Here is a 19,119-nt window from a genome sequence, read left to right as displayed (position 1 = left end):
CGGGTCCTGTCGTCGCACCGCTCGGACGGCCGCTACCGGCCGCCGTTGTAGGGACCGTACGGTCCGTCGCTGCTGGAGCCGCCGCCCCGGCGGCCGCCCCGGCCTCCGCCGGAGACCTGCGCGAGCGCGGGGCGCACGTCCACCATGAAGACGATGGCGGCGACCAGCCCGGCGATCTGCAGGAACAGCATCGGCAGCAGCAGGTTCAGGGCGAGGTTGATGCCCAGGATGATCAGCCAGAACTTCTTCGTCTGCTTGTCGGCTGCGCGGTACGCGTCCTCGCGCGCCATGGCGGCGAAGACGAGCGCGGCGACGGCGAAGCCGGTGAAGACCAGGAAGATCACCAGGGAGAGAAGGGAGTCGAATCCCGCGCGCAACATGCTGAGCACCGCCTATGGGGATGAAGAGAGAGCGCCTCGCGGTCAAGGTACCCGGTACAACGCACCGGGTACCCGAATTGGTGCCCGGCCCTACTCCTTCTCGGCGGCGACGGCCGCCTTCCTGGCGGGGGCCTTGCGGGCGGTGGTCTTCCGCGCGGGAGCCTTCCTGGCCTCGGGGTCGGCGCTTCCGGCCTCGGCCGCCGGGGCCTCGTCCGACGCGGTCTCCGGCTCCGGCTCGACGACGACGGCGATCTCGGTGATCTCCTCGGCGACCTCGCCGCGCCAGGCCTTGACGGCCTCCTCGCCGTGGGCGGCGACCTCCTCGTACTTCTCGCGCGCCTTGACCGCGTACTCGGCGGCGACGCCGACCCCGCGCAGGGCCAGGTCCTGGGCGGTCTCGCCGAGCTTCTTGAGGTCGGTGTCGAGGCCGCCGACGACCTCGGCGAACTTCGACTGCACGGTGGCCTGGGCCTCCTTGGCCTGCGCGGTCACCTTCTCCTGCACGGCCTTCGGGTCGGTCTTCCGTACGGCGTCGATGCGCGCGGGCGCCTCGGCGGCGAGCTGCTCGATCAGGCCGGGAACCTTCTTGGCCTGCTGGACGGCGAGGTCGGCGGTGCCGGCGGCGAAGTAGAGAGGGGTACGCAGTTCGTCGATGATGGCCATGCTGGTGTTCCTCCCGGATGTGACGTACTGACTCGGAGACGTACTAGCTCGAAGGCGGTGTGGCATCCGCGTCGGCGGCTGCCGCGGCGGCGTCGGCGGCGTTCTCCTTGCGGAAGGAGTCGTAGATCTGGAGCAGCACCTGCTTCTGCCGCTCGTTGATCGAGGGATCGGCCAGGATGACGGCGCGCGTCTCCAGCTCCTCCCGCTCCGTCTCGTCGAGGATCCCGGCCCGTACGTAGAGCGTCTCGGCGGAGATCCGCAGCGCCTTCGCGACCTGCTGGAGGACCTCGGCGCTGGGCTTGCGCAGCCCGCGCTCGATCTGGCTGAGGTACGGGTTCGACACCCCGGCGGCGTCGGCGAGCTGCCGCAGGGAGAGCTGCGCGGTCCGCCGCTGCTCGCGGAGGTACTCGCCGAGATTGCCGACGTTGAGCGATGCCATGCCCCGACCATGCCAGCCGCTGCTAACTTTTGCAAGCACCCGCTTGCAAAAGTCGCCCCCGGAGCGGCGCCGGCCGTGCCATGCTGGGGGGCGTGGATCTGGAGGACCTGAAACGACTGCGCCGCGCGCGGGACACGATGGACCGCGACTACGCCTCGCCCCTGGACGTCCCGGCCCTGGCCCGGGTCGCCCTGATGTCGACGGGGCACTTCGCCCGCAGCTTCCGCACCGCCTTCGGCGAGACGCCGTACAGCTATCTGATGACCCGCCGCGTCGAGCGCGCGAAGGCGCTGCTGCGGCGGGGGGACCTGAGCGTGACCGAGGTCTGCTTCGAGGTGGGCTGTACGTCGCTCGGGTCGTTCAGCTCGCGCTTCACCGAACTGGTCGGCGAGACGCCGAGCGCCTACCGGGCCCGCGGCCACGAGGAGGGCGCCGCGATGCCGGCGTGCGTCGCCAAGGTGCTCACCCGGCCGGTGAGGAACGGCGGCCCCGCCGAACCGGTCAGGATCGGAGAAGCGGGAACGAGCGCCTCGCCGTAGCGTCGACGGCATGGACGACATCAAGCTCTCGCAGTGCTTCATCACCGTCGACGACGCCGACGCGGCGCTCGGCTTCTACCGCGACGCCCTCGGCCTGGAGGTCCGCAACGACGTCGGCTACGAGGGGATGCGCTGGGTGACCCTCGGCTCGCCCGCGCAGCCCGAGGTCGCCGTCGTGCTGGAGACCCCGCTCCCCGACCCCGGCGCCTCGGAGACCGACCGCCAGGCGGTCAAGGACCTCCTCGCCAAGGGCCTCCTCCGCGGCGTGATCTTCTCCACCGGGGACGTCGACGCCACCTTCGAACGGGTCCGGGCGGCCGGCGGCGAGGTGCTCCAGGAGCCGGTGGACCAGCACTACGGCGTCCGCGACTGCGCCTTCCGCGACCCCGCCGGCAACATGATCCGCTTCGCCCAGCCGAAGGCCTGACCCCCGCCTTCCACCCCTCCGGTCCGGGCGTGCCCCCTCCCCGTCCACGGGCAGGGGGCACCGCCGTGCCAGCATGTGTCCGAGGCTCAACAGGGAGGGACACCATGACAGTTGACGAACGGGACGACACGGCGGCGCCCCGGCGGCGCGCGGACGTCCTCGACGAGGGGGCGGCTCCGGGGCCGGCCCGCTTCACCCGCCCCGCCACCGGGGACGAGCGGCGGATGCTCGCCGAGTTCCTGGCGGACCAGCGGACGACCCTGGTCCTGAAGTGCGCGGGCCTGGAAGGGGAACTGGCCGTGCGCTCCGCCGCACCGTCCACGCTGTCCCTGCTCGGCCTGGTCCGGCACCTCGCCGACATGGAGCGCCACTGGTTCCGCCGGGTGCTCGCCGGGCAGGAGGACGCGGGCCCCCTCTTCTCCTCCCCGGACTCCCCGGACGGGGACTTCGACGAGGCCGTGGCCGACCCGGCGGCCGTCACGGCGGCCTGGGAGGCCTGGCGGGCGGCGGTGGACTTCTCCGACCGCTTCGCCGCCGAGGCGCCGCACCTCGACGTCTCGGGCGACGACGCCTGGCGCGGGACGGTGTCGCTGCGCTGGGTGCTCATCCACATGATCGAGGAGTACGCCCGCCACAACGGCCACGCGGACCTCCTCCGGGAGCGCATCGACGGCACGCGCGGCCTGTAGCCGAGGCACGCGGTCGTCCGCTTCGTGACGATCCGCGACGGATCGATCCTCGCTACGCTGGCAGGCATGACATCCATGGCCCCCACCCGCACCGAGCCCGACCTCTCCTACCTCCTCGACCACACCAGTCACGCCCTGCGGACGCGTATGGCCGCCGCGCTCGGGGAGATCGGGCTCACCGCGCGCATGCACTGCGTCCTGGTGCACGCCCTGGAGGAGGAGCGGACGCAGGCGCAGCTCGCCGAGATCGGGGACATGGACAAGACCACGATGGTGGTGACCGTCGACGCCCTGGAGAAGGCCGGCCTGGCCGAGCGCAGGCCGTCCGCCACCGACCGCCGGGCGCGGATCATCGCGGTGACCGAGGCGGGGGCCGAGGTCGCCCACCGGAGCCAGGAGATCGTCGACGGCGTGCACGAGAGCGCCCTCGCCTCCCTCCCCGACGACGAGCGGGAGGTCCTGCTGCGCGCCCTGAACCGGCTGGCCACCGGCCATCTGGAGGCCCCCGTCGAGAGCCCGACGCCCGCCCGCCGGGCCCGTCAGCGCGGATAGGACCCGAAAGTCGTTCCGTAAAAAATAGTCTGCAACAAAACCTTCTGCTAGCGTCTCTCCTGTCGCCTCCGACGAACAGGAGTGATTTCCATGCCCGCGCCCACCAGCCCCCGCCTCGCCCTCGGCGTCCTCGCCACCGGCATGCTGATGACGGTCCTCGACGGCAGCATCGTCACCGTCGCGATGCCCGCCATCCAGGGCGACCTCGGCTTCACCCCCGCCGGCCTCAGCTGGGTCGTCAACGCCTACCTGATCGCCTTCGGCTCGCTCCTCCTCCTCTCCGGCCGGCTCGGCGACCTCGTCGGCCGCCGGCGGATGTTCCTCGCGGGCACCGGGATCTTCACCGCCGCCTCCCTCCTCGCCGGCGTCGCCGCCTCCCCCGCCGTCCTCATCGCCGCCCGCTTCCTCCAGGGCGTCGGCAGCGCGATGGCCTCCGCCGTCGGGCTCGGCATCCTGATCACCCTCTTCACCGAACCGCGCGAACGCGCCCGCGCCATCGCCGTGTTCAGCTTCACCGGCGCCGCCGGAGCCTCCCTCGGCCAGGTCCTCGGCGGTGTCCTCACCGACGCCCTCGCCTGGAACTGGATCTTCTTCATCAACCTGCCCATCGGCGTGGCCACCCTCCTCGTCGCCCTCCGCGCCCTCCCCGCCGACCGGAGCCCGGACCTGCGGGCCGGAGCCGACGTCACCGGCGCCCTGCTCGTGACCGCCGGCCTCATGTCCGGGATCTACGCCGTCGTCAAGATCGAGGAGTACGGGGCAGGTTCGGCGCACACCCTCGGCTTCGGGGCCCTCGCCATCGCCCTCCTGGCCGGCTTCCTGCTCCGCCAGGCGAAGGCCGCGCACCCCCTCATGCCGCTGCGGATCCTCCGCTCCCGCAGTGTCGCCGGCGCGAACGCCGTCCAGATGCTCATGGTCGCCGCGCTCTTCTCCTTCCAGGTCCTCGTCGCCCTCTACCTGCAGAAGGTCCTCGGGTACTCGGCGGCCGAGACCGGCTTCGCGATGCTGCCCGCCGCGCTCGTCATCGGCGCCGTCTCGCTCGGCGTCTCGGCACCCCTCATCGCCCGCTTCGGCGAGCGGAACGTCCTGCTCACCGGCCTCGTCCTGCTCACCGGCGTCCTCGGCCTGCTGACCCGCGTCCCCGTCCACGCCTCGTACGCCACCGACCTGCTCCCGGTGATGCTGCTCGCCGCCGGCTTCGGCCTCGCGCTCCCCGCGCTCACGGCGCTCGCCATGTCCGGCGCGGAGGAGGCGGACGCGGGCCTGGCCTCCGGGCTCTTCAACACCACCCAGCAGATCGGCATGGCCCTCGGCGTCGCGGTCCTCTCCACCCTGGCCGCCGCCCGCACCGAGACCCTCACGGCGGCCGGAAGGCCCACCCCCGAGGCGCTGACGGGCGGCTACCACCTCGCCTTCGGCGTCGGCGCCGGTCTCCTCCTCGTCGCCCTGGCCGTCGCCCTCACCGTCCTGCGCCCGGCCGCGGCCACGAAGACCCGGCAGATGACAATGGCGGCATGAGAGCCGACCGACTCGTCGCCGCCCTGCTCTTCCTCCAGACCCGGCGGCGGGTCACCGCCGCCGAACTCGCCCTCGAACTGGGCGTGTCCGAGCGCACGGCCCGACGCGATCTCGAAGCGCTCGCGAGCGCCGGGATACCGGTGTACTCCCAGGCCGGGCAGGGCGGCGGCTGGTCGCTCGTCGGCGGTGCCCGCACCGACCTGACCGGCCTGACGGCCCCCGAGATCCGCGAACTGTTCCTCCTGACGGGGCCGGACACGGGGGCCGGCCCCCACACCCGGACCGCCCTCCGCAAGCTCGTACGGGCCCTCCCCGCGCCCCTCCGCGCGGGCGCCGAGGCCGCCGCCCGCGCCGGGATCGCCGACGGCACCGACTGGACGGGAGCGGAGACCGAGGAGGCGGCCCACCTGGCCGCGCTCCAGCGGGCCGTGGTCGAGGAACGCGAGCTGCGCATCGGATACGCCCGCCCGGGGCGCGAGCCCCGCGAGCGGACCGTCCAGCCGCTCGGGATCGCCGCGAAGTCCGGCGTCCGCTACCTCCTCGCGGACACGGCGGACGGACTGCGCACCTTCCGCGTCGGCCGCGTCACCTCGGTCACCGAGACCGGCGCCCCCGCCGGGCGCCCCGAGGGCTTCGACCTCGCCACGGCCTGGCGCGCGCTCGCCGCCCGCATGGAGGACCGGATGGTCGCCGCGACGGTCCGGGGCCGGGCCGCCCCCGGCACCGAGACCGTCCTGGAGGGCCTGCTCGGCGGCCGGATCCGGTACGGGGAGCGCGGCCCGGACGGCTGGACGCCCATCGAGGCCGACGGCCCCTCCCCCGAGGTGATCGCCGCCCAGCTGGCCGGCCTCGGCGCCCGCGTGGAGCTCCTCGACCCGCCCGAGGCGCGTACCGCCCTCGCCCGGATCGGCGCCGAACTCACCGCCCTGTACGGGGGGCCGGGTCCAGGAACTCCGGCAGCTCCCCCTCGTGCACCAGCGAGAGGCGCGACACGGCCCGGGTGAGCACCACGTAGAGCCGGTTGGCACCGCGCGCCTCGGCCGCCATGATCGCGGCGGGTTCGACGACCACGACGTGGTCGAACTCCAGGCCCTTGACCACGGTCGCGGGCAGGACGGTCACGCGTTCACCGGCCCCGCAGTCGCGGACCGCCTCCGCCACGGCACCGACGAGCCCGTCGGCGGTGATGACCCCCACCGAGCCCTCCGCCGCGAGCGCGGTCCGCACGGCCGCGCGGACCCCGTCGGCCAGGTCCTTCGTCGGATGGACCGTCACCTCGCCGTCCCGGCGCACCGACCGCCCGGCGGGGACGTCGGCACCGAGCCGCGGCAGGAGCCGGTTGGCGAGGTCGACGATCGCCGCCGGGACCCGGTAGCCGAGGGTCAGCGGCACGACGGGCGTCCCGGGCTTGCCCAGGTGGGCCAGCTGCTCTTCCCAGTCGCGGGCGGCCCACGGGGTGGTGCCCTGGGCGAGGTCCCCGAGGACGGTGAGCGAACCGAACGCGGTGCGGCGGGCGATGGCCCGGCACTGCATCGGGGAGAGGTCCTGGGCCTCGTCGACGACGACGTGCCCGTAGCTCTCGGGGCGCTCGACGAGGCCGGCGAGCTCGTCGAGGAGGACGAGGTCGGCGGCGGTCCAGCGAGCCGAACGGTACGAGCGCGGCGGCCGCGCCCAGCGGATCGCCGCGAGCTCGGCCGCGGTGAACGGGGAATCCGCGGGACCGACCGGGCCGGCCGGGACGGAGCCGGAGGTCCGGGAGGCGGAGGGCCCGAAGCCGGAGGCCCCGGACGCGGAGGCCCCGGACGCGAACGCCCCCGAGCCGGAAGTCCCGGAATCGGAAGTCCCGGAATCGGAAGCCCCCGAGCCCGCGGCCCCGAAGGCGGCCGGGTTCGTCAGGACGTCCGCGAGGACCTCCTCCGGGGTCGTCCTCGGCCAGCACGCGTCGAGGAACGCCGTCACCGCCCGCGCCCGCTCGATCCGCCGCGCCCAGGCCGCGCCCATCGGCCCCGACCGGCGTTCGGCCCGGAGCTGGAGGGCCCGGACGACCCGGGCGCGGACCCGCTCGCGGCCGGTCGCGTAGGGCGGCGCCTCGTCCCGTACCGCCGAGACGATCGCGGCGAGCTCCGCCGCCGGGAGGCGCCAGTGGTACGAGCCGTCGGGGACGGCCAGGTCCTCCGCCGGGGCGGGGTCGACCCTGCCGTACAGCGCGCGGTGCAGCACCCCCGCCATCCGGGCGTCGTGCTTGATCCGGGCCGCCGCCTCGCCGTCCTCGGCCCGGACCGGGTGACGGGCGATCTCCTCGTCGAGGGTGGCCTGCCGGATCCCGGTCTCGCCGAGCGAGGGCAGCACTTCGGCGATGTACGAGAGGAAGGCCCGGTGGGGGCCGAGGACGAGGAGGCCGGAGCGGCGGATCCGCTGCGGATGCGTGTAGAGCAGGTACGCGGCCCGGTGCAGGCCCACCGCGGTCTTGCCGGTGCCGGGCGCGCCCTGCACGCACAGGGAGGCGGCCGGCTCGGAGCGTACGAGGTCGTCCTGTTCGGGCTGGATGGTGGCGGCGATGTCCCGCATGGGGCCGACCCGGGGGCGTTCGATCTCCCCGGTGACGAGGGCGCTCACCGTCCCCGTCGGGCCGTCCGTGAGGCGCTCGTCCTCCAGGGCGGTCAGGTCCTCGGTCGCTCCCCGGCTGTGGGGGGCCCAGCCGAAGCGGCGGCGCCGGAGGACGCCCTGCGGGTCGTGCGCGCCGGCCTGGTAGTAGGCGCGGGAGACGGGCGCGCGCCAGTCGACGACGAGCGGCGGGGCGGCCGGGTGCTCGGCGACGCGGCGGCGGCCGATGTGGTGGATCTGGCCGTCCTCGCGGTCGAGGCGTCCGAAGAACAGCGGCCCGGGCGGCTGTTCGCCCATCTCCTTGGCGCGGCTGCGCAGGTGGTAGCCGAGTGCTTCGGCGTCGGCGCCGGAGGCGGCGACGTCCTCGCCGGTGACGACCTGCTCGGCCACGTCCTCGGTCATACGGGCCAGGGCGGCGCGGCAGGCGTCGTGGTGGGAGCGTTCGCGGGCGAGCTCAAGGTCCAGTGACGTCATTCCGACAAGCCTAGCGGAAACGTTACTGGGTTACATTTTTTACTTGAGTTGCGACGAGGTCCGGGATCCTCAGTACGGCAGCCCCTCGCGCAGCGACCGGAACGCCTCCGCCGCCGCCACCACCGCGTCCGCCGCCACCTCCGCGACCGGATCGCCGGCCGCGAGCCGCGCCACGTTGTCGTCCGCGAGGATCCGGAGCACGGACACGATCTGCCCGGCCGCCAGCCGCGCCCGCAGCGGATCACCGCCGAGCGCCTCCGCGAGAGCGGCCTCGGAGTCCCGCTGGAACCCGTGGACACGGGCGAGCAGGGCCGGCGTCCCGTACAGCAGCCGGTGGAAGGCGAGGACCGCCGGCGCGTCGCAGAGCCCGGTGACCGGATCGCGCCGTTCGAGCCCGTCGAGGAGGTGCGCGTACAGCGCGTCCAGCGGCGGCGTGCCGGAGGCCCGCCCGGCCTCCACCACGCGCGCGGACTCGCCCTGGTGGTCGGCGAAGCGATGGAGGACCAGGTCCTCCTTGGCGGCGAAGTACCGGAAGAGCGTCGGCTTCGAGACCTCGGCGGCGGCGGCCACCTCCGCGACGGACACCCCGTCGAAGCCCTTCTCCAGGAAGAGCGCGATGGCGGCGTCCGACAGGGCCTGCCGGGTGCGCGCCTTCTTCAGCTCGCGCAGTCCGGTCGGGTGCTCGCTCTCCACGGAACAACTCCTTCGAAAGACGTCCATCCTAGTGACGGAAGGACTCAGAAGATGTCCGGCGAGAACGGCCGCAGCGGGGTGCGGAACAGCAGGTCGGCACGGGCCGCCGCGCCGGGCGTCAGCTCCTCGACCCGGCCCAGCCGGGAGAGCCGCACCGCCGACTCGTCACCGAACGCGAGCGTCCCCGCCTCGGCGACGTCGAAGGCGAGATCCGGCGACGCGGAGGTACGGACACAGGACGCGCCCGCCGGGGAGGCGTCGAGCCGGAAACGCCCGCCGGCCAGGCCGTCGGCGTCCCGCACCTCCAGGACGAGACTCCCCTCCACCGGATACGTCCGGCTCTCCAGTACCCGGACCACGTCCAGGACCCGGACCCACAGCATGTCCACGTACGTCAGCATCCTGGCCGCGCGCGGGTCGGGCAGGAGCAGCGGCAGCAGGTCGTCGGGCGCCCGGTAGCCGGAGCGGACCGTGGCGATCCAGTCGATGGAGCAGAGGTAGTGCCAGAGGGCGCGCTCGGCGGCCGGGGTGACGGCGATGAGGTCCCGTACGGTCGCCGTGTTCACCGGCTGCTTCGCGTCGTCCCACTTGTCGTCGGCGGTGTACGCGACATAGCCCTCGACCTCGCCGGACGCCGACCGGTACACCGCGTAGAACGGCTCCCGCCACGGATCGCTCTGGTGGCCGAGCCCGGTGCCCTGCTCCCAGTTGCGCGTGTCGCGGTGGGTGACCCCCGCGCGAAGGCCGGCGAGCCGCCGGTGCACCTCGGGGCCCGTCTTGCGGATCTCGTCGCCGTCCGTCAGATCGATCCGGCCACCGTCCTCCGGGCGGCCCGAGCGCCGCGGGTCGAGACCGGCCCGGCGCACGTCCACGCTCCACTCGGCGGCCCAGCTGGCCGCGCCGAAGCCGAACCGTCCGTAGATCGGGTACTCGGCGGCGATCAGCGTCGCGATCGCGTCGCCCCGCTCCTTCGCGGCCGCGAGGTCGGCCGACATCATCCGGCTGAGCAGCCCGCGCCTGCGGTGCGTCGGCGAGACCGTGACCTGGGTGATCGCGTCGGCGGCGAGACTGCCGCCGCCGACCGTGCTGACCTCCTGCCGGAACGACCGGAAGGTGGCGACGATCCGGTCCCGGTCGAAGGCGCCGAGCGTCCGCGCGAGGTCCGCGTGGGCGAGCCGGTCGGCGACCTCCGCGTCGGAGACGACCGGCGTCCTGAGGAACCCGGTGCGCAGCGCCCGCTGCCAGTCGTGGAACTCGGACTCCGTCACCGCGCGTACGTCGACACTCATCCCCCGACCCTACGCACGCCCCGGCCACCGCCGCACGCGACTTTCCCCCGCCCCCGGGAGGCTCAGGCCAGCAGGTCGTCGACCTGCGCCTCACCCTCCCGGTAGCGGCGGGCGATCTCCGCGCTGCAGTCGTCGGCGGTCCGCTGGAGATGCTGCCGGCGCCGCGAGATCTGCTGCTCGTACCCCGCGAGCCGCCCCATCGCCGCGTGCAGCTCGTCGTCCGTGCGGGCCGTCAGGTCCGACAGCTCGACCTCCGACAGCATCTCGGCCGCGAGCCGCCGGTACTCCTCGCCGCGCGGCGTCGACAGCGTCACGTGCCGGGCGGAGCTGCGGTGCCGCGAGGGCACGTCGGCGAGGATCTCGGAGAGCCGGTCGAGGACCGGGGCCTCCGGATCGGTCCGCCGCGCCAGCTCGGCCCGCAGGATGTCGATCCGGCCCTGGAGCATCCGGCGCACATAGCTCAGATCGGCCTCGTCGCTCTGCGCGTCCCGGCGCAGGGCGCGCAGCTCGGGCAGCCGCAGCGTGCCGAGGTCGGGCTGCGTCCGGTCCGCCGGCTCGGCGGTCCGCTGCACGGGTGGGCGCGTCACGGGTCCTCCGCCCGGTCCTCCGCCCCTGGTTCCGGAGCGGATCAGCGGTACGGGACCGGACGGCGTCGGTCCGGTGCCAGGTGCACTCATGAGAATCGTCCCCTCGACCGGTGCGGAACCGCACCGCCTGACACGCATGGTGCCACTCCTGCACGCGCGCGTGCAGGCGCTCTGCACCCGTTCGGCCCCTCGTCCTTCGGCCCGCGGCCCGCTCGGTAGGTTGGTGCGCATGCGAGCAGTGGTGCAGAGGGTCGACGGCGCGAGCGTCGTCGTCGCAGGGGAGACCGTCGGTGAGATCACCGGCGAAGGGCTGTGTGTGCTGGTCGGGGTGACCCACGACGACACCCCGGAGAAGGCCGCCCAATTGGCCAGAAAGCTCTGGTCCGTCCGAGTGCTGGACGGCGAGAAGTCGTGCTCCGACGTGAACGCGCCGCTGCTCGTCATCTCCCAGTTCACCCTCTACGGAGACGCCCGCAAGGGCCGCCGCCCCACCTGGAACGCCGCCGCCCCCGGCCCGGTCGCCGAACCCCTCGTCGACGAGGTCGTCGCCCAGCTCCGCCACCTGGGCGCCCACGTGGAGACGGGCCGTTTCGGAGCGGACATGCGCGTCTCGCTCACGAACCACGGCCCGTTCACGGTGCTTCTGGACGTGTAGTCCTACGGCTCGACGACGGTCTCCTGCGCGGCCGCCGTCGTGCCGGCGATCAGCGGGGCGTCCACGGGGACGTTCCGCTTCACCAGCGCCAGGGCGATCGGCCCGAGCTCGTGGTGCCGGACGGCGGTCGTCACGAAGCCGAGCTGGCGGCCCTCCTCGCCGTCGGCCGCGAGCCGGAGCGGGGTGCCGTGACCGGGCAGCAGCACCTCGCTGCCGTCCAGGTGCAGGAAGACCAGACGGCGCGGCGGCTTCCCCAGGTTCTGCACCCGGGCGACGGTCTCCTGGCCCCGGTAGCAGCCCTTCTGGAGATGGACGGCGCTCCCGATCAGGCCGACCTCGTGCGGGATCGTCCGGTGGTCGGTCTCGAAACCGAGCCGCGGCCGGTGCGCCTCGACCCGCAGCGCCTCGTACGCGAGGATCCCGGCGGCCGGCCCGTGCGAGGCCGCGAAGGACTCCAGATCGGCGCGGGGCAGGAACAGATCGCGCCCGTGCGGGGTCTCCCGTACGACGACGCCCTCGGGCACCTCCGCGATGGACCCGGCCGGCAGGTGCACCACCGCGAGGTCCTCGGTGCGGTCCGCGACCTCCACCCGGTAGAAGAACTTCATCGACTCCAGGTACGCGACGAGCTCCTCGCGCGTCCCCGGCTCGACGTGCGCCCACACCGTCTCGCCGTCGTCGACGAGGTACAGGGCGTGCTCGATGTGCCCGTTCGCGGAGAGGATGAGCGCCTCGGTGGCCTGCCCCGGCGGCAGCTCGGTCATGTACTGGGTGACGAGCAGGTGCAGCCAGCTCAGCCGGTCGTCACCGGAGACGGCGACGACGCCCCGGTGCGAGAGGTCGACGAAGCCGTTGCCTTCGGAGAGGGCGCGCTGCTCGCGGAACAGGTCGCCGTAGTGCGCGGCGACACCTTCGTCGCGGCCTTCGGCGGGGACGGCGCCGGGCAGGGACAACAGAGGGCTCTTCATACAGAAGAGCCTACGACCCGGCGGCCGCGTCCTTGTTCGAGCAGTCCCGGCAGCGGCCGAAGATCGCGAAGTGCTTCATGTCCGTCTCGAACCCGAAGGTCTCACGGAGCTTCCCGGTGAACTCGGCGGCCACCTCGACGTCCGCCTCGATCACCTCGGAGCAGTCCCGGCAGACCAGGTGCAGATGGTGGTGCCGGTCGGCGAGGTGATAGGTCGGGGCCCCGTGCCCCAGATGCGCGTGGCTGACCAGCCCGAGCTCCTCCAGGAGCTCCAGGGTCCGGTACACCGTGGAGATGTTCACCCCGGAGGCCGTCCTGCGGACCTCCACGAGGATGTCGTCCGGAGTCGCGTGCTCCAGCTTGTCCACGGCTTCCAGCACGAGCTGGCGCTGCGGCGTCAGCCGATAGCCGCGCTGCCGCAGGTCACTCTTCCAGTCGGTGCTCACCACGCCCTCCAGTGTAGGAGGGCGCGGCGTGCCACCCCCAGTCGTCTAGCGGAAGAAGGCGATGCCGTCGTCCGGCATGTCGGGCAGGTTGCGGGCCATCTCCGCGACCTCCTCCGGCGTCACGACCTTCTTCAGGTGCGCCGACATGTAGGGGCGGAGCGGGACCTCCGGGGTCGCCTTCTCGCCGACCCACATGAGGTCGCTCTTCACGTAGCCGTAGAGCCGCTTGCCACCGCTGTACTCGCCCGAGGCCGCGGTCCGGGCGACGGCGTCCGTCGCGAGGTCGATCTGCGGCTTCTGGTCGGCGAGCTCGCCGTACCAGATCTCGACGATGCCCTGGTCACGGACCATGACGATCTCGACCTTGCGGTCCTTGTCGATCCGCCAGTAGCCGCTCTCGCTCTCCAGCGGACGGACCTTGTTGCCCTCGTTGTCCAGGACCCAGGAGTGCGAGTGGTACTCGAGGAAGTCACGGCCGTCGTGGCTGAACGTCACGGACTGGCCGAAGTTGCACTTCTCGGCGCCGGGGAAGTCGGAGACGCCCGCGCCCTCCCACGTACCGAGCAGGAACGCGAGGGGGACGAGGTCCGGGTTGAGGTCGGACGGGATCTCGATCATGAGCAGCTCTGGCGTTCTCTAGAAGTGGTTACCGCTGGCCCTGGTACAGCTTCTTCACGGTCAGACCGGCGAAGGCGATCACGCCGACGGCGACCAGGACCAGGAGAGTTTCGAAGAAAACGATCACGGGGTGCTCCTCGACTGAGCGGTGAAGGCGGAACGGGCCGGACCCCAGCTTAGTGGGCGGGGGTCCGGCCCACTCGGTGAGGTGGGTCTCGCGGATGATCAGCCGAGCAGCTGCGACTGCAGCGCGACCGTCTGCTGGAACGGCACCGTGAGCGTCCCGCCCTTCCGGGTCTGGGTGACCACACCGAAGGTGTCCCCCGCCTGGATGTAGGCCCAGCGGGTCTGCTCGGGGCCGTACGGCTTCTCCTCCTGGTAGGCGTAGACCGAGAGGTCCGGCACGGCGACGTCCTGGACGGACATGTCGATCTTCACCGCCTCGACCCCGAGCGGCAGCCGGCTGCTCTTGGAGACCTCGCGCGTGACCTCGTCCTTGAAGTCCTCCGCGAACGCCACCGACGAGAACCGCAGCAGGTGGATCCGGGTGGTCGTGCCGTCCGGCGTGGTCCAGCCGCGGGCGGCGACGTGCCGGAGCGCCGAGTCGGCCAGGTACTCCTTCACCGTGCCCCGGTCGCTCTCCTTCAGCAGCGCCAGGTAGGAGTCGGTCCCGGCCCAGCCGCCCTTCAGCTTCGGGTCGACGGTGGCGCCCGCCGGGGCGGGCAGCAGGAGCTTCCGCAGGTCGGCGTGGTGGATCTCGCCGTCGTTGCCGTCGCTGTACGGCCGGAGGGCCCCCTCCGGCAGCGCCGGAAGCGCGAGCCTCGGGTACTCCCAGCGCCCGTCGGACTCGGTCGCCAGCCCCGGCACGTCGGTGCGCTCCATGGCGGTGATCCCCATGGCCGTACCGGCCCCGATCCCGCCGCAGACGAGCACGGCGGCGGTCCAGCGGACGATGCCCCACAGCAGCGGCTTCCGGGACTTCCTCGGCCCGGCGGACTGCGCCGTCTCCGCCGTCTCCGCCGGGACCGACGTCCCGGTCTCGACGGGCTCGGTCAGGATCTGCTCGGTCATACGTACTCCCCCGGGGATGCGATGTGGTCCAGCTGCTGCGTCAGCAGCTTCGCCACGGCCGCCTTGTCGAAGGGCTTGGCGCCCGCCGCCTTCATCGTGACGAGGACCTCGGAGTCGTACGCGAGGCAGATCATCTCCTCCAGCGCCGCGGCCCGCTCCTTCTTGTCCAGCGAGTCGTCCTCGGGGGCCAGGTAGCAGACGGCGTTCCGGTGGTCCTTCACCTTGGGTCCCTTCCGGGCCTCCAGGGCGTCCATGACCTCCCTGTGGATCCGGAAGCTGTTCTTGATCGCCTTCTTGTCCTTCATGCTCGCGACCTCGAAGGTGACGACGACGCCGCTGTTCAGATCGGCGAAGGAGCGGACCCCGATGCCCTGGATGCCGAGCTTGTCGACCTCCTTCTCGAAGGCGCGCCGCTTCTTCCCGGAGAGCCCCTCGCCCGTCTGCTTCATCAGCGCGGTCGCCTCGGCGGCGCCGAGCTCGCCGTCGTTCCCGTACAGCTCCTCGTCGGGGCCGAACTCGTACCCCTCCGGCAGCGGCAGCAGCAGCTTGCTCAGCGGCGTGCCGGCCTTGCCGCGCGCCAGGGCGGTGGCCGGGTCCTTGCCCTCCTCGGCCTTCTCCTCGGCTCCCCACAGCTGCGTCGGCGCGGTGCGGTCGGCGGAGGAGACGGTGACGGCGGTGTAGGTGACGCCGCCGCCGACCAGGCCGAGGACGACCACGGACGGCAGGACGACGCCGAGCAGGACCCGCCGGACACCCCGCTTCTGCACCGCCGGCTCCTCGGCCACCACGGGCTCGGTCACGTCGTTCCGGTCCTCACTCACAGGCGCCCCAGCTGTCGCTCGGCCAGCGAACGGATGTCCTTCTCGGAGATCTTCTCGGTGTCCCCGACGAAGATCTCCACCGCGATGTCACCGCGGTGGAAATAGGCCCTGGCCTCGTAGTAGTCCAGGTAGCCGGCCTTCCGCTCCACCGGGAAGAGGTAGTAGCGGCCGTCGGACGAGCCCTTGAGCTCCTTGCCCTCGCTGCGGGCGAAGTCCTCCTCCGGCATGTAGGCCTGCTGGTCCTCGACGTACTCCTGCGCGCCGAGGGTGTCGTTCGCGCGGTACTGGATCAGCCGGATCTCCGTCGACCTGTACTCGCCGACCGTCCAGGCCGCGGCCGCGACCCGGCGGACACCGAGGCCCAGCTGGTAGTCGAGGGCGTTGCCCGGCTTCTTGAACTGCGAGGCGAACTCGTACACCGGCATCCAGCCGTCGCTGGGGCCGAACTCGCTCTTCTTCGCCCCCGCGGGCTTCGGCAGCAGCAGCTTCCGCAGATCGCCCTGCGCCTTCGCCTGGCGGTCGTCCTTCGCCGGCAGCGGCTCCGGCGTCTGCCCCTTCGGGAGCGCCTTCGCCGGGTACGCGAGGCCCTGCTGGTTCAGCGGCGGGAGAGCGGTCGGCTCGCGGTCGGCCTGGATGCCGTAGCCGACGGCGGTGCCGCCGACGAGGCCGATGACGGCGGCGACGGCGATCAGCCCGACGGTACGGAGGGCACGGCGGCGCGGCGGCCGGACCGGAGGCGCGGTTTCCGCGACCGTCTCCGGCTCGGACGGTGATGCTGTATCCGTATTTTGGATACTTTCTTCGATACTCAAGAGTCCCCCCACGAGACCTGAATCGCGGATTCCCTCACCCGCGCACACAGCTGACACGCAAGGGGCGCATGAGGTTGCATGGCCGCGCATTACAGTTCGGCATATGGCGAAGAAGCTCGTGATCAAGGTGACCGCAGGGGCCGACGCCCCCGAACGCTGCTCCCAGGCCTTCACGGTGGCCGCCGTCGCCGTCGCCAGCGGCGTCGAGGTCTCGCTCTGGCTGACCGGCGAGTCCTCCTGGTTCGCCCTCCCCGGCCGAGCGGCGGAGTTCGAACTCCCTCACGCCGCGCCGCTGCCGGACCTGATCGACTCGATCCTGGCGGCCGGCCGCATCACGCTCTGCACGCAGTGCGCGGCCCGCCGCGAGATCACGGAGAAGGACGTCCTGGACGGCATCCGCATCGCCGGCGCCCAGCTCTTCGTCCAGGAAGCGATGACCGACGAGACCCAGGCCCTCGTCTACTGACCTTCTCGACGCGCCACTCGCACTGCTCGGCCCCAGGGGGCCTCCCAGGCTTCGCCCCGCTGCGCCGGACTCCGTCCGACGACTCCGGGGCACCCCCGCACCCTCAGCGCTCCCGGCGCTTCTTGCCGTCGAGCTCGTCCCACCACTCGTCCGACTGCGGATCACCCGAGGGATCGTCCCACCAGCGGCCCCATCCCCCACGCGCCACTCGCACTGCTCGGCCCCAGGGGGCCTCCCAGGCTTCGCCCCGCTGCGCCGGACTCCGTCCGACGACTCCGGGGCACCCCCGCACCCTCAGCGCTCCCGGCGCTTCTTGCCGTCGAGCTCGTCCCACCACTCGTCCGACTGCGGATCACCCGAGGGATCGTCCCACCAGCGATCCTCCGGGCCCCTGCGGTTCGCGACCATCGCGGCGACCGGGGGGATGACCATGGCGACGACGCACATGCCGATGGCGACCGGCATCGAGAAGAGCCGCACGACGGCCCAGGCGCCCACGAACAGGACCAGGCAGGCGCCCATCATCCAGAAATAGACGTGGCGACGTCGCGCGTACACACCTTCAGCGTACGACCGCACCCCGGATGCGGACAGAGCTGGATAAGGCGTCCAACCGTCCCTTCACACCGCCGCCCGAAGGGTCGTCGGCGGGTCGCCCCGAACGGTCCTGAGCGACCTGGACCGCTGTCACCGTCCGTCGGCCCGACGCATCCCGTACGCCGTCCTCCGGACCATCGGCGATCCTCAGTGCGCGGCCGGAACCGGAATCAAAGCGCCACGCGGCCGCGCGATGGGTCTCCGTACCAGCCGGGCGGCGCAGCTCTACGCGCGACCGCCCGACCTCTTCCGTCTGCCTGCGGGGTACGGACTTCTCTGCCCTGCGCCGCGCGCCCAGTCCCTGGCCGCGCCTCCCGATCACGACGGCCGAAGCCTCGTGCCGGGACGTCTTCACACGCCTGGTGCTTGTACTTCTCTGCCAGTGCTCGGCACCCCAGCGGCTGGTGTACGCGGGATCCACCACGATCACCGCCAGCCCGGCGCGATGTGCCATCACCACCAGTCGGGACGTGAACCGCGCATGCGGCAGACCGGCCACCTGCGCCCGGAACCTCCTGCCCGACCGCCCAGACCACCCGCACTGCTCACGACCGGTGACGAATCCCAGGTCCTCGACGACCAGGGCAGTCGCGCCGCAGCTCCTAGCCGCGCGAATCAGGGTGCTGCAGGCATGCCGTACCAGGGCGTCACGACGGGAGGTCGCCCCCTCGGCATTCATGTCGACCCGGCCTGGCCGGCCCACGGGATTTCCATGAGGGTCCAGGCGCCAGAACGCCAGGTGGTCCACGTTCTGATCGATACCCAGCACTCCGCCGGCCAGGGCCGCGACCAGCCTCGCGTCATCGTCCCCGCCCACCGGTAAAGGGGCGATCACCCGGGTGAAGGAGGCAGTCAGATGGCACCGACCGGCATCGAAGCGAATCGTGTAGCCCACCGCCCGATGCGCCTCGACCTGCAAGCGCCACTCGGCGTCCCGATACGCGAATCGGCAGCGCGCGTCCAAGGTGTAGCGACCGAAGCGGTCGCACTGCTCCCGATGGCGCTCCGCGATCACCGCGGGGAGTTTGACCACGACGACGCCGTCGGGTCCGACCCGCAGGGTCTGGTTCCCGTACGTCTTCCCGGCCTCTCCGTCCGCCTCGATCCGGTTCCGCGCTTCCCACCAGCGGTCCTGCCAGTCCTGCAGAGACCGCCCTGAACGGTCCAGGTGCAGCCGCTGACGCAGGAGGTCCTTGCCTCCGCGGACCACGTGCACCCAGCCGGCCGCCGCATCCGCGGCAACCCGGGCGGTACGGGCGCGAAGCCCGTGGAGTCGCTGCTGCTTGGCCGCCCGCACCCGCCGCGTCGCATATCCCTTGACCCGCGATTCCGCGTCCCGACCGCCTGTCGGAATGGCCAGACGCCGCTCGATCGACTCGATCTCGGTCGTGAGGGACGCGAGATGCGCCGCCTGCGCCCGCCGGGCGAGCTGCCACTGCTCGTTCGAACCACGTGTGATCGTGCCCGCCCACCGCGAGGAGGTGAGAGCACTCAACTCGCGTTTGCGCCGGGCGAAATCGGCTGCCGTGTGACGGGTTCCCAGCGCCACCCGCTCGGCAAGATCGCGCGCCGCCAGCCCTGACAGATACTCGGCCAGTTCTCGGAGGACCACGGCGTCGCGGCCGGACAGGCGCAGCCTGGTGCGCACGGACAGCGCTCCGGTCGGCGCGACCAGGCGCGGCGGTGCCAGTACCCGCAGCCCGGATGCCGAACGCTCGGCCATGCCCCACCTCCGATCACGTGCTCGTCGAATATCTCAACGAGCCGGATGCACGAAGGTCACACATTCGGCCGATTCGTCATCACGCGCAC

Annotated in this window: 23 protein-coding genes and 1 pseudogene; 8 read left to right on the top strand and 16 right to left on the bottom strand. The window is 72.4% G+C overall.

Going from position 1 to position 19,119, the window contains the following annotated elements; genetic code table 11:
• Window positions 1-32 precede the first annotated feature (32 nt).
• The 3 genes from IE237_RS38060 to IE237_RS38050 all read right to left on the bottom strand — a co-directional run bounded on the left by IE237_RS38060 (window position 33) and on the right by IE237_RS38050 (window position 1,482).
• Window positions 33-380, bottom strand: coding sequence for a DUF2516 family protein (locus IE237_RS38060; RefSeq protein WP_189806783.1), 348 nt, complete (start codon window positions 378-380; stop codon window positions 33-35).
• 90 nt (window positions 381-470) lie between these two features.
• Complete coding sequence (locus IE237_RS38055) at window positions 471-1,043, bottom strand: hypothetical protein (protein WP_189806782.1); 573 nt, start codon at window positions 1,041-1,043, stop codon at window positions 471-473.
• Window positions 1,044-1,086: 43 nt separating this feature from the next.
• Window positions 1,087-1,482 (bottom strand): helix-turn-helix domain-containing protein, encoded by a 396-nt coding sequence (locus IE237_RS38050; protein ID WP_189806781.1) that lies wholly within the window; start codon window positions 1,480-1,482, stop codon window positions 1,087-1,089.
• Window positions 1,483-1,562: 80 nt separating this feature from the next.
• On the opposite strand from IE237_RS38050, the gene IE237_RS38045 reads away from it, so the two are divergent.
• The 6 genes from IE237_RS38045 (at window position 1,563) to IE237_RS38020 (ending at window position 6,211) form a co-directional block, all read left to right on the top strand.
• A complete protein-coding gene (locus IE237_RS38045; RefSeq protein WP_189806780.1) occupies window positions 1,563-2,021 on the top strand; it encodes a helix-turn-helix domain-containing protein in 459 nt (152 codons plus the stop codon).
• A 10-nt stretch (window positions 2,022-2,031) separates the two neighbouring features.
• Entirely contained in the window at window positions 2,032-2,448 is a 417-nt protein-coding gene (locus IE237_RS38040) for a VOC family protein (protein ID WP_189806779.1), read from the top strand.
• A 104-nt stretch (window positions 2,449-2,552) separates the two neighbouring features.
• Window positions 2,553-3,137 (top strand): DinB family protein, encoded by a 585-nt coding sequence (locus tag IE237_RS38035; protein WP_189806778.1) that lies wholly within the window; start codon window positions 2,553-2,555, stop codon window positions 3,135-3,137.
• 66 nt (window positions 3,138-3,203) lie between these two features.
• A complete protein-coding gene (locus IE237_RS38030) occupies window positions 3,204-3,689 on the top strand; it encodes a MarR family winged helix-turn-helix transcriptional regulator (RefSeq protein WP_189806777.1) in 486 nt (161 codons plus the stop codon).
• Between the two features lie 90 nt (window positions 3,690-3,779).
• Entirely contained in the window at window positions 3,780-5,207 is a 1,428-nt protein-coding gene (locus IE237_RS38025) for an MFS transporter (RefSeq protein ID WP_229843981.1), read from the top strand.
• Window positions 5,204-6,211 (top strand): helix-turn-helix transcriptional regulator, encoded by a 1,008-nt coding sequence (locus IE237_RS38020; protein WP_189806776.1) that lies wholly within the window; start codon window positions 5,204-5,206, stop codon window positions 6,209-6,211. Before IE237_RS38025 ends, IE237_RS38020 begins: the two co-directional genes overlap by 4 nt.
• Here IE237_RS38020 and IE237_RS41150 read toward each other — a convergent pair.
• The 4 genes from IE237_RS41150 to IE237_RS37995 all read right to left on the bottom strand — a co-directional run bounded on the left by IE237_RS41150 (window position 6,126) and on the right by IE237_RS37995 (window position 10,944).
• Window positions 6,126-8,285: a HelD family protein gene (locus IE237_RS41150; RefSeq protein ID WP_229843979.1), complete on the bottom strand. Its 2,160-nt coding sequence runs from the start codon at window positions 8,283-8,285 to the stop codon at window positions 6,126-6,128. The two genes, IE237_RS38020 and IE237_RS41150, sit on opposite strands and share 86 nt — an antisense overlap.
• 69 nt (window positions 8,286-8,354) lie before the next feature.
• A complete protein-coding gene (locus tag IE237_RS38005; protein ID WP_189806775.1) occupies window positions 8,355-9,005 on the bottom strand; it encodes a TetR/AcrR family transcriptional regulator in 651 nt (216 codons plus the stop codon).
• Between the two features lie 17 nt (window positions 9,006-9,022).
• Window positions 9,023-10,267 carry a GNAT family N-acetyltransferase gene (locus IE237_RS38000; RefSeq protein WP_189806774.1) on the bottom strand — a complete coding sequence of 415 codons (1,245 nt, stop codon included), beginning with the start codon at window positions 10,265-10,267 and terminating at the stop codon, window positions 9,023-9,025.
• Between the two features lie 62 nt (window positions 10,268-10,329).
• Entirely contained in the window at window positions 10,330-10,944 is a 615-nt protein-coding gene (locus IE237_RS37995; protein ID WP_189806773.1) for an RsiG family protein, read from the bottom strand.
• A 139-nt stretch (window positions 10,945-11,083) separates the two neighbouring features.
• Between IE237_RS37995 and dtd the strand changes: the two genes are divergently transcribed.
• Window positions 11,084-11,509: a D-aminoacyl-tRNA deacylase gene (gene dtd, locus IE237_RS37990; protein ID WP_189806772.1), complete on the top strand. Its 426-nt coding sequence runs from the start codon at window positions 11,084-11,086 to the stop codon at window positions 11,507-11,509.
• A 2-nt stretch (window positions 11,510-11,511) separates the two neighbouring features.
• On the opposite strand, the gene ygfZ is transcribed toward dtd, so the two are convergent.
• The 6 genes from ygfZ to IE237_RS37960 form a co-directional block, all read right to left on the bottom strand.
• Window positions 11,512-12,477 carry a CAF17-like 4Fe-4S cluster assembly/insertion protein YgfZ gene (gene ygfZ, locus IE237_RS37985; protein WP_189806771.1) on the bottom strand — a complete coding sequence of 322 codons (966 nt, stop codon included), beginning with the start codon at window positions 12,475-12,477 and terminating at the stop codon, window positions 11,512-11,514.
• 10 nt (window positions 12,478-12,487) lie between these two features.
• Window positions 12,488-12,925: a Fur family transcriptional regulator gene (locus tag IE237_RS37980; RefSeq protein WP_189806770.1), complete on the bottom strand. Its 438-nt coding sequence runs from the start codon at window positions 12,923-12,925 to the stop codon at window positions 12,488-12,490.
• Window positions 12,926-12,967: 42 nt separating this feature from the next.
• On the bottom strand, window positions 12,968-13,540 hold the full coding sequence (locus tag IE237_RS37975) for a heme-binding beta-barrel domain-containing protein (protein ID WP_189806769.1): 573 nt from the start codon (window positions 13,538-13,540) through the stop codon (window positions 12,968-12,970).
• A 225-nt stretch (window positions 13,541-13,765) separates the two neighbouring features.
• Window positions 13,766-14,611 carry a hypothetical protein gene (locus IE237_RS37970; RefSeq protein ID WP_189806768.1) on the bottom strand — a complete coding sequence of 282 codons (846 nt, stop codon included), beginning with the start codon at window positions 14,609-14,611 and terminating at the stop codon, window positions 13,766-13,768.
• Window positions 14,608-15,411 (bottom strand): hypothetical protein, encoded by an 804-nt coding sequence (locus IE237_RS37965; protein ID WP_229843974.1) that lies wholly within the window; start codon window positions 15,409-15,411, stop codon window positions 14,608-14,610. The genes IE237_RS37970 and IE237_RS37965 overlap by 4 nt, the downstream gene beginning before the upstream one ends.
• 17 nt (window positions 15,412-15,428) lie before the next feature.
• A complete protein-coding gene (locus IE237_RS37960; protein WP_229843972.1) occupies window positions 15,429-16,244 on the bottom strand; it encodes a hypothetical protein in 816 nt (271 codons plus the stop codon).
• A gap of 103 nt (window positions 16,245-16,347) precedes the next feature.
• Between IE237_RS37960 and IE237_RS37955 the strand changes: the two genes are divergently transcribed.
• The gene (locus tag IE237_RS37955) at window positions 16,348-16,710 is read left to right on the top strand and encodes a DsrE family protein (RefSeq protein WP_189806766.1); all 363 of its coding nucleotides are present in this window, start codon (window positions 16,348-16,350) and stop codon (window positions 16,708-16,710) included.
• A 103-nt stretch (window positions 16,711-16,813) separates the two neighbouring features.
• On the opposite strand, the pseudogene IE237_RS37950 reads toward IE237_RS37955, so the two are convergent.
• The 3 genes and pseudogenes from IE237_RS37950 to IE237_RS37940 all read right to left on the bottom strand — a co-directional run.
• Window positions 16,814-16,912 (bottom strand): annotated as a pseudogene (locus IE237_RS37950) (DUF3099 domain-containing protein); the annotation flags it as partial.
• A gap of 92 nt (window positions 16,913-17,004) precedes the next feature.
• On the bottom strand, window positions 17,005-17,268 hold the full coding sequence (locus IE237_RS37945; RefSeq protein WP_189806765.1) for a DUF3099 domain-containing protein: 264 nt from the start codon (window positions 17,266-17,268) through the stop codon (window positions 17,005-17,007).
• Between the two features lie 4 nt (window positions 17,269-17,272).
• Complete coding sequence (locus IE237_RS37940; protein WP_189806764.1) at window positions 17,273-19,030, bottom strand: transposase; 1,758 nt, start codon at window positions 19,028-19,030, stop codon at window positions 17,273-17,275.
• Between the last annotated feature and the right edge of the window lie 89 nt (window positions 19,031-19,119).

It is taken from the genome of Streptomyces tanashiensis, from assembly GCF_014648895.1.
Taxonomy (GTDB): Bacteria; Actinomycetota; Actinomycetes; order Streptomycetales; family Streptomycetaceae; genus Streptomyces; species Streptomyces tanashiensis.
Note: the sequence above shows the minus strand (reverse complement) of the source record. Positions and strands in the feature narration are given on the sequence as shown.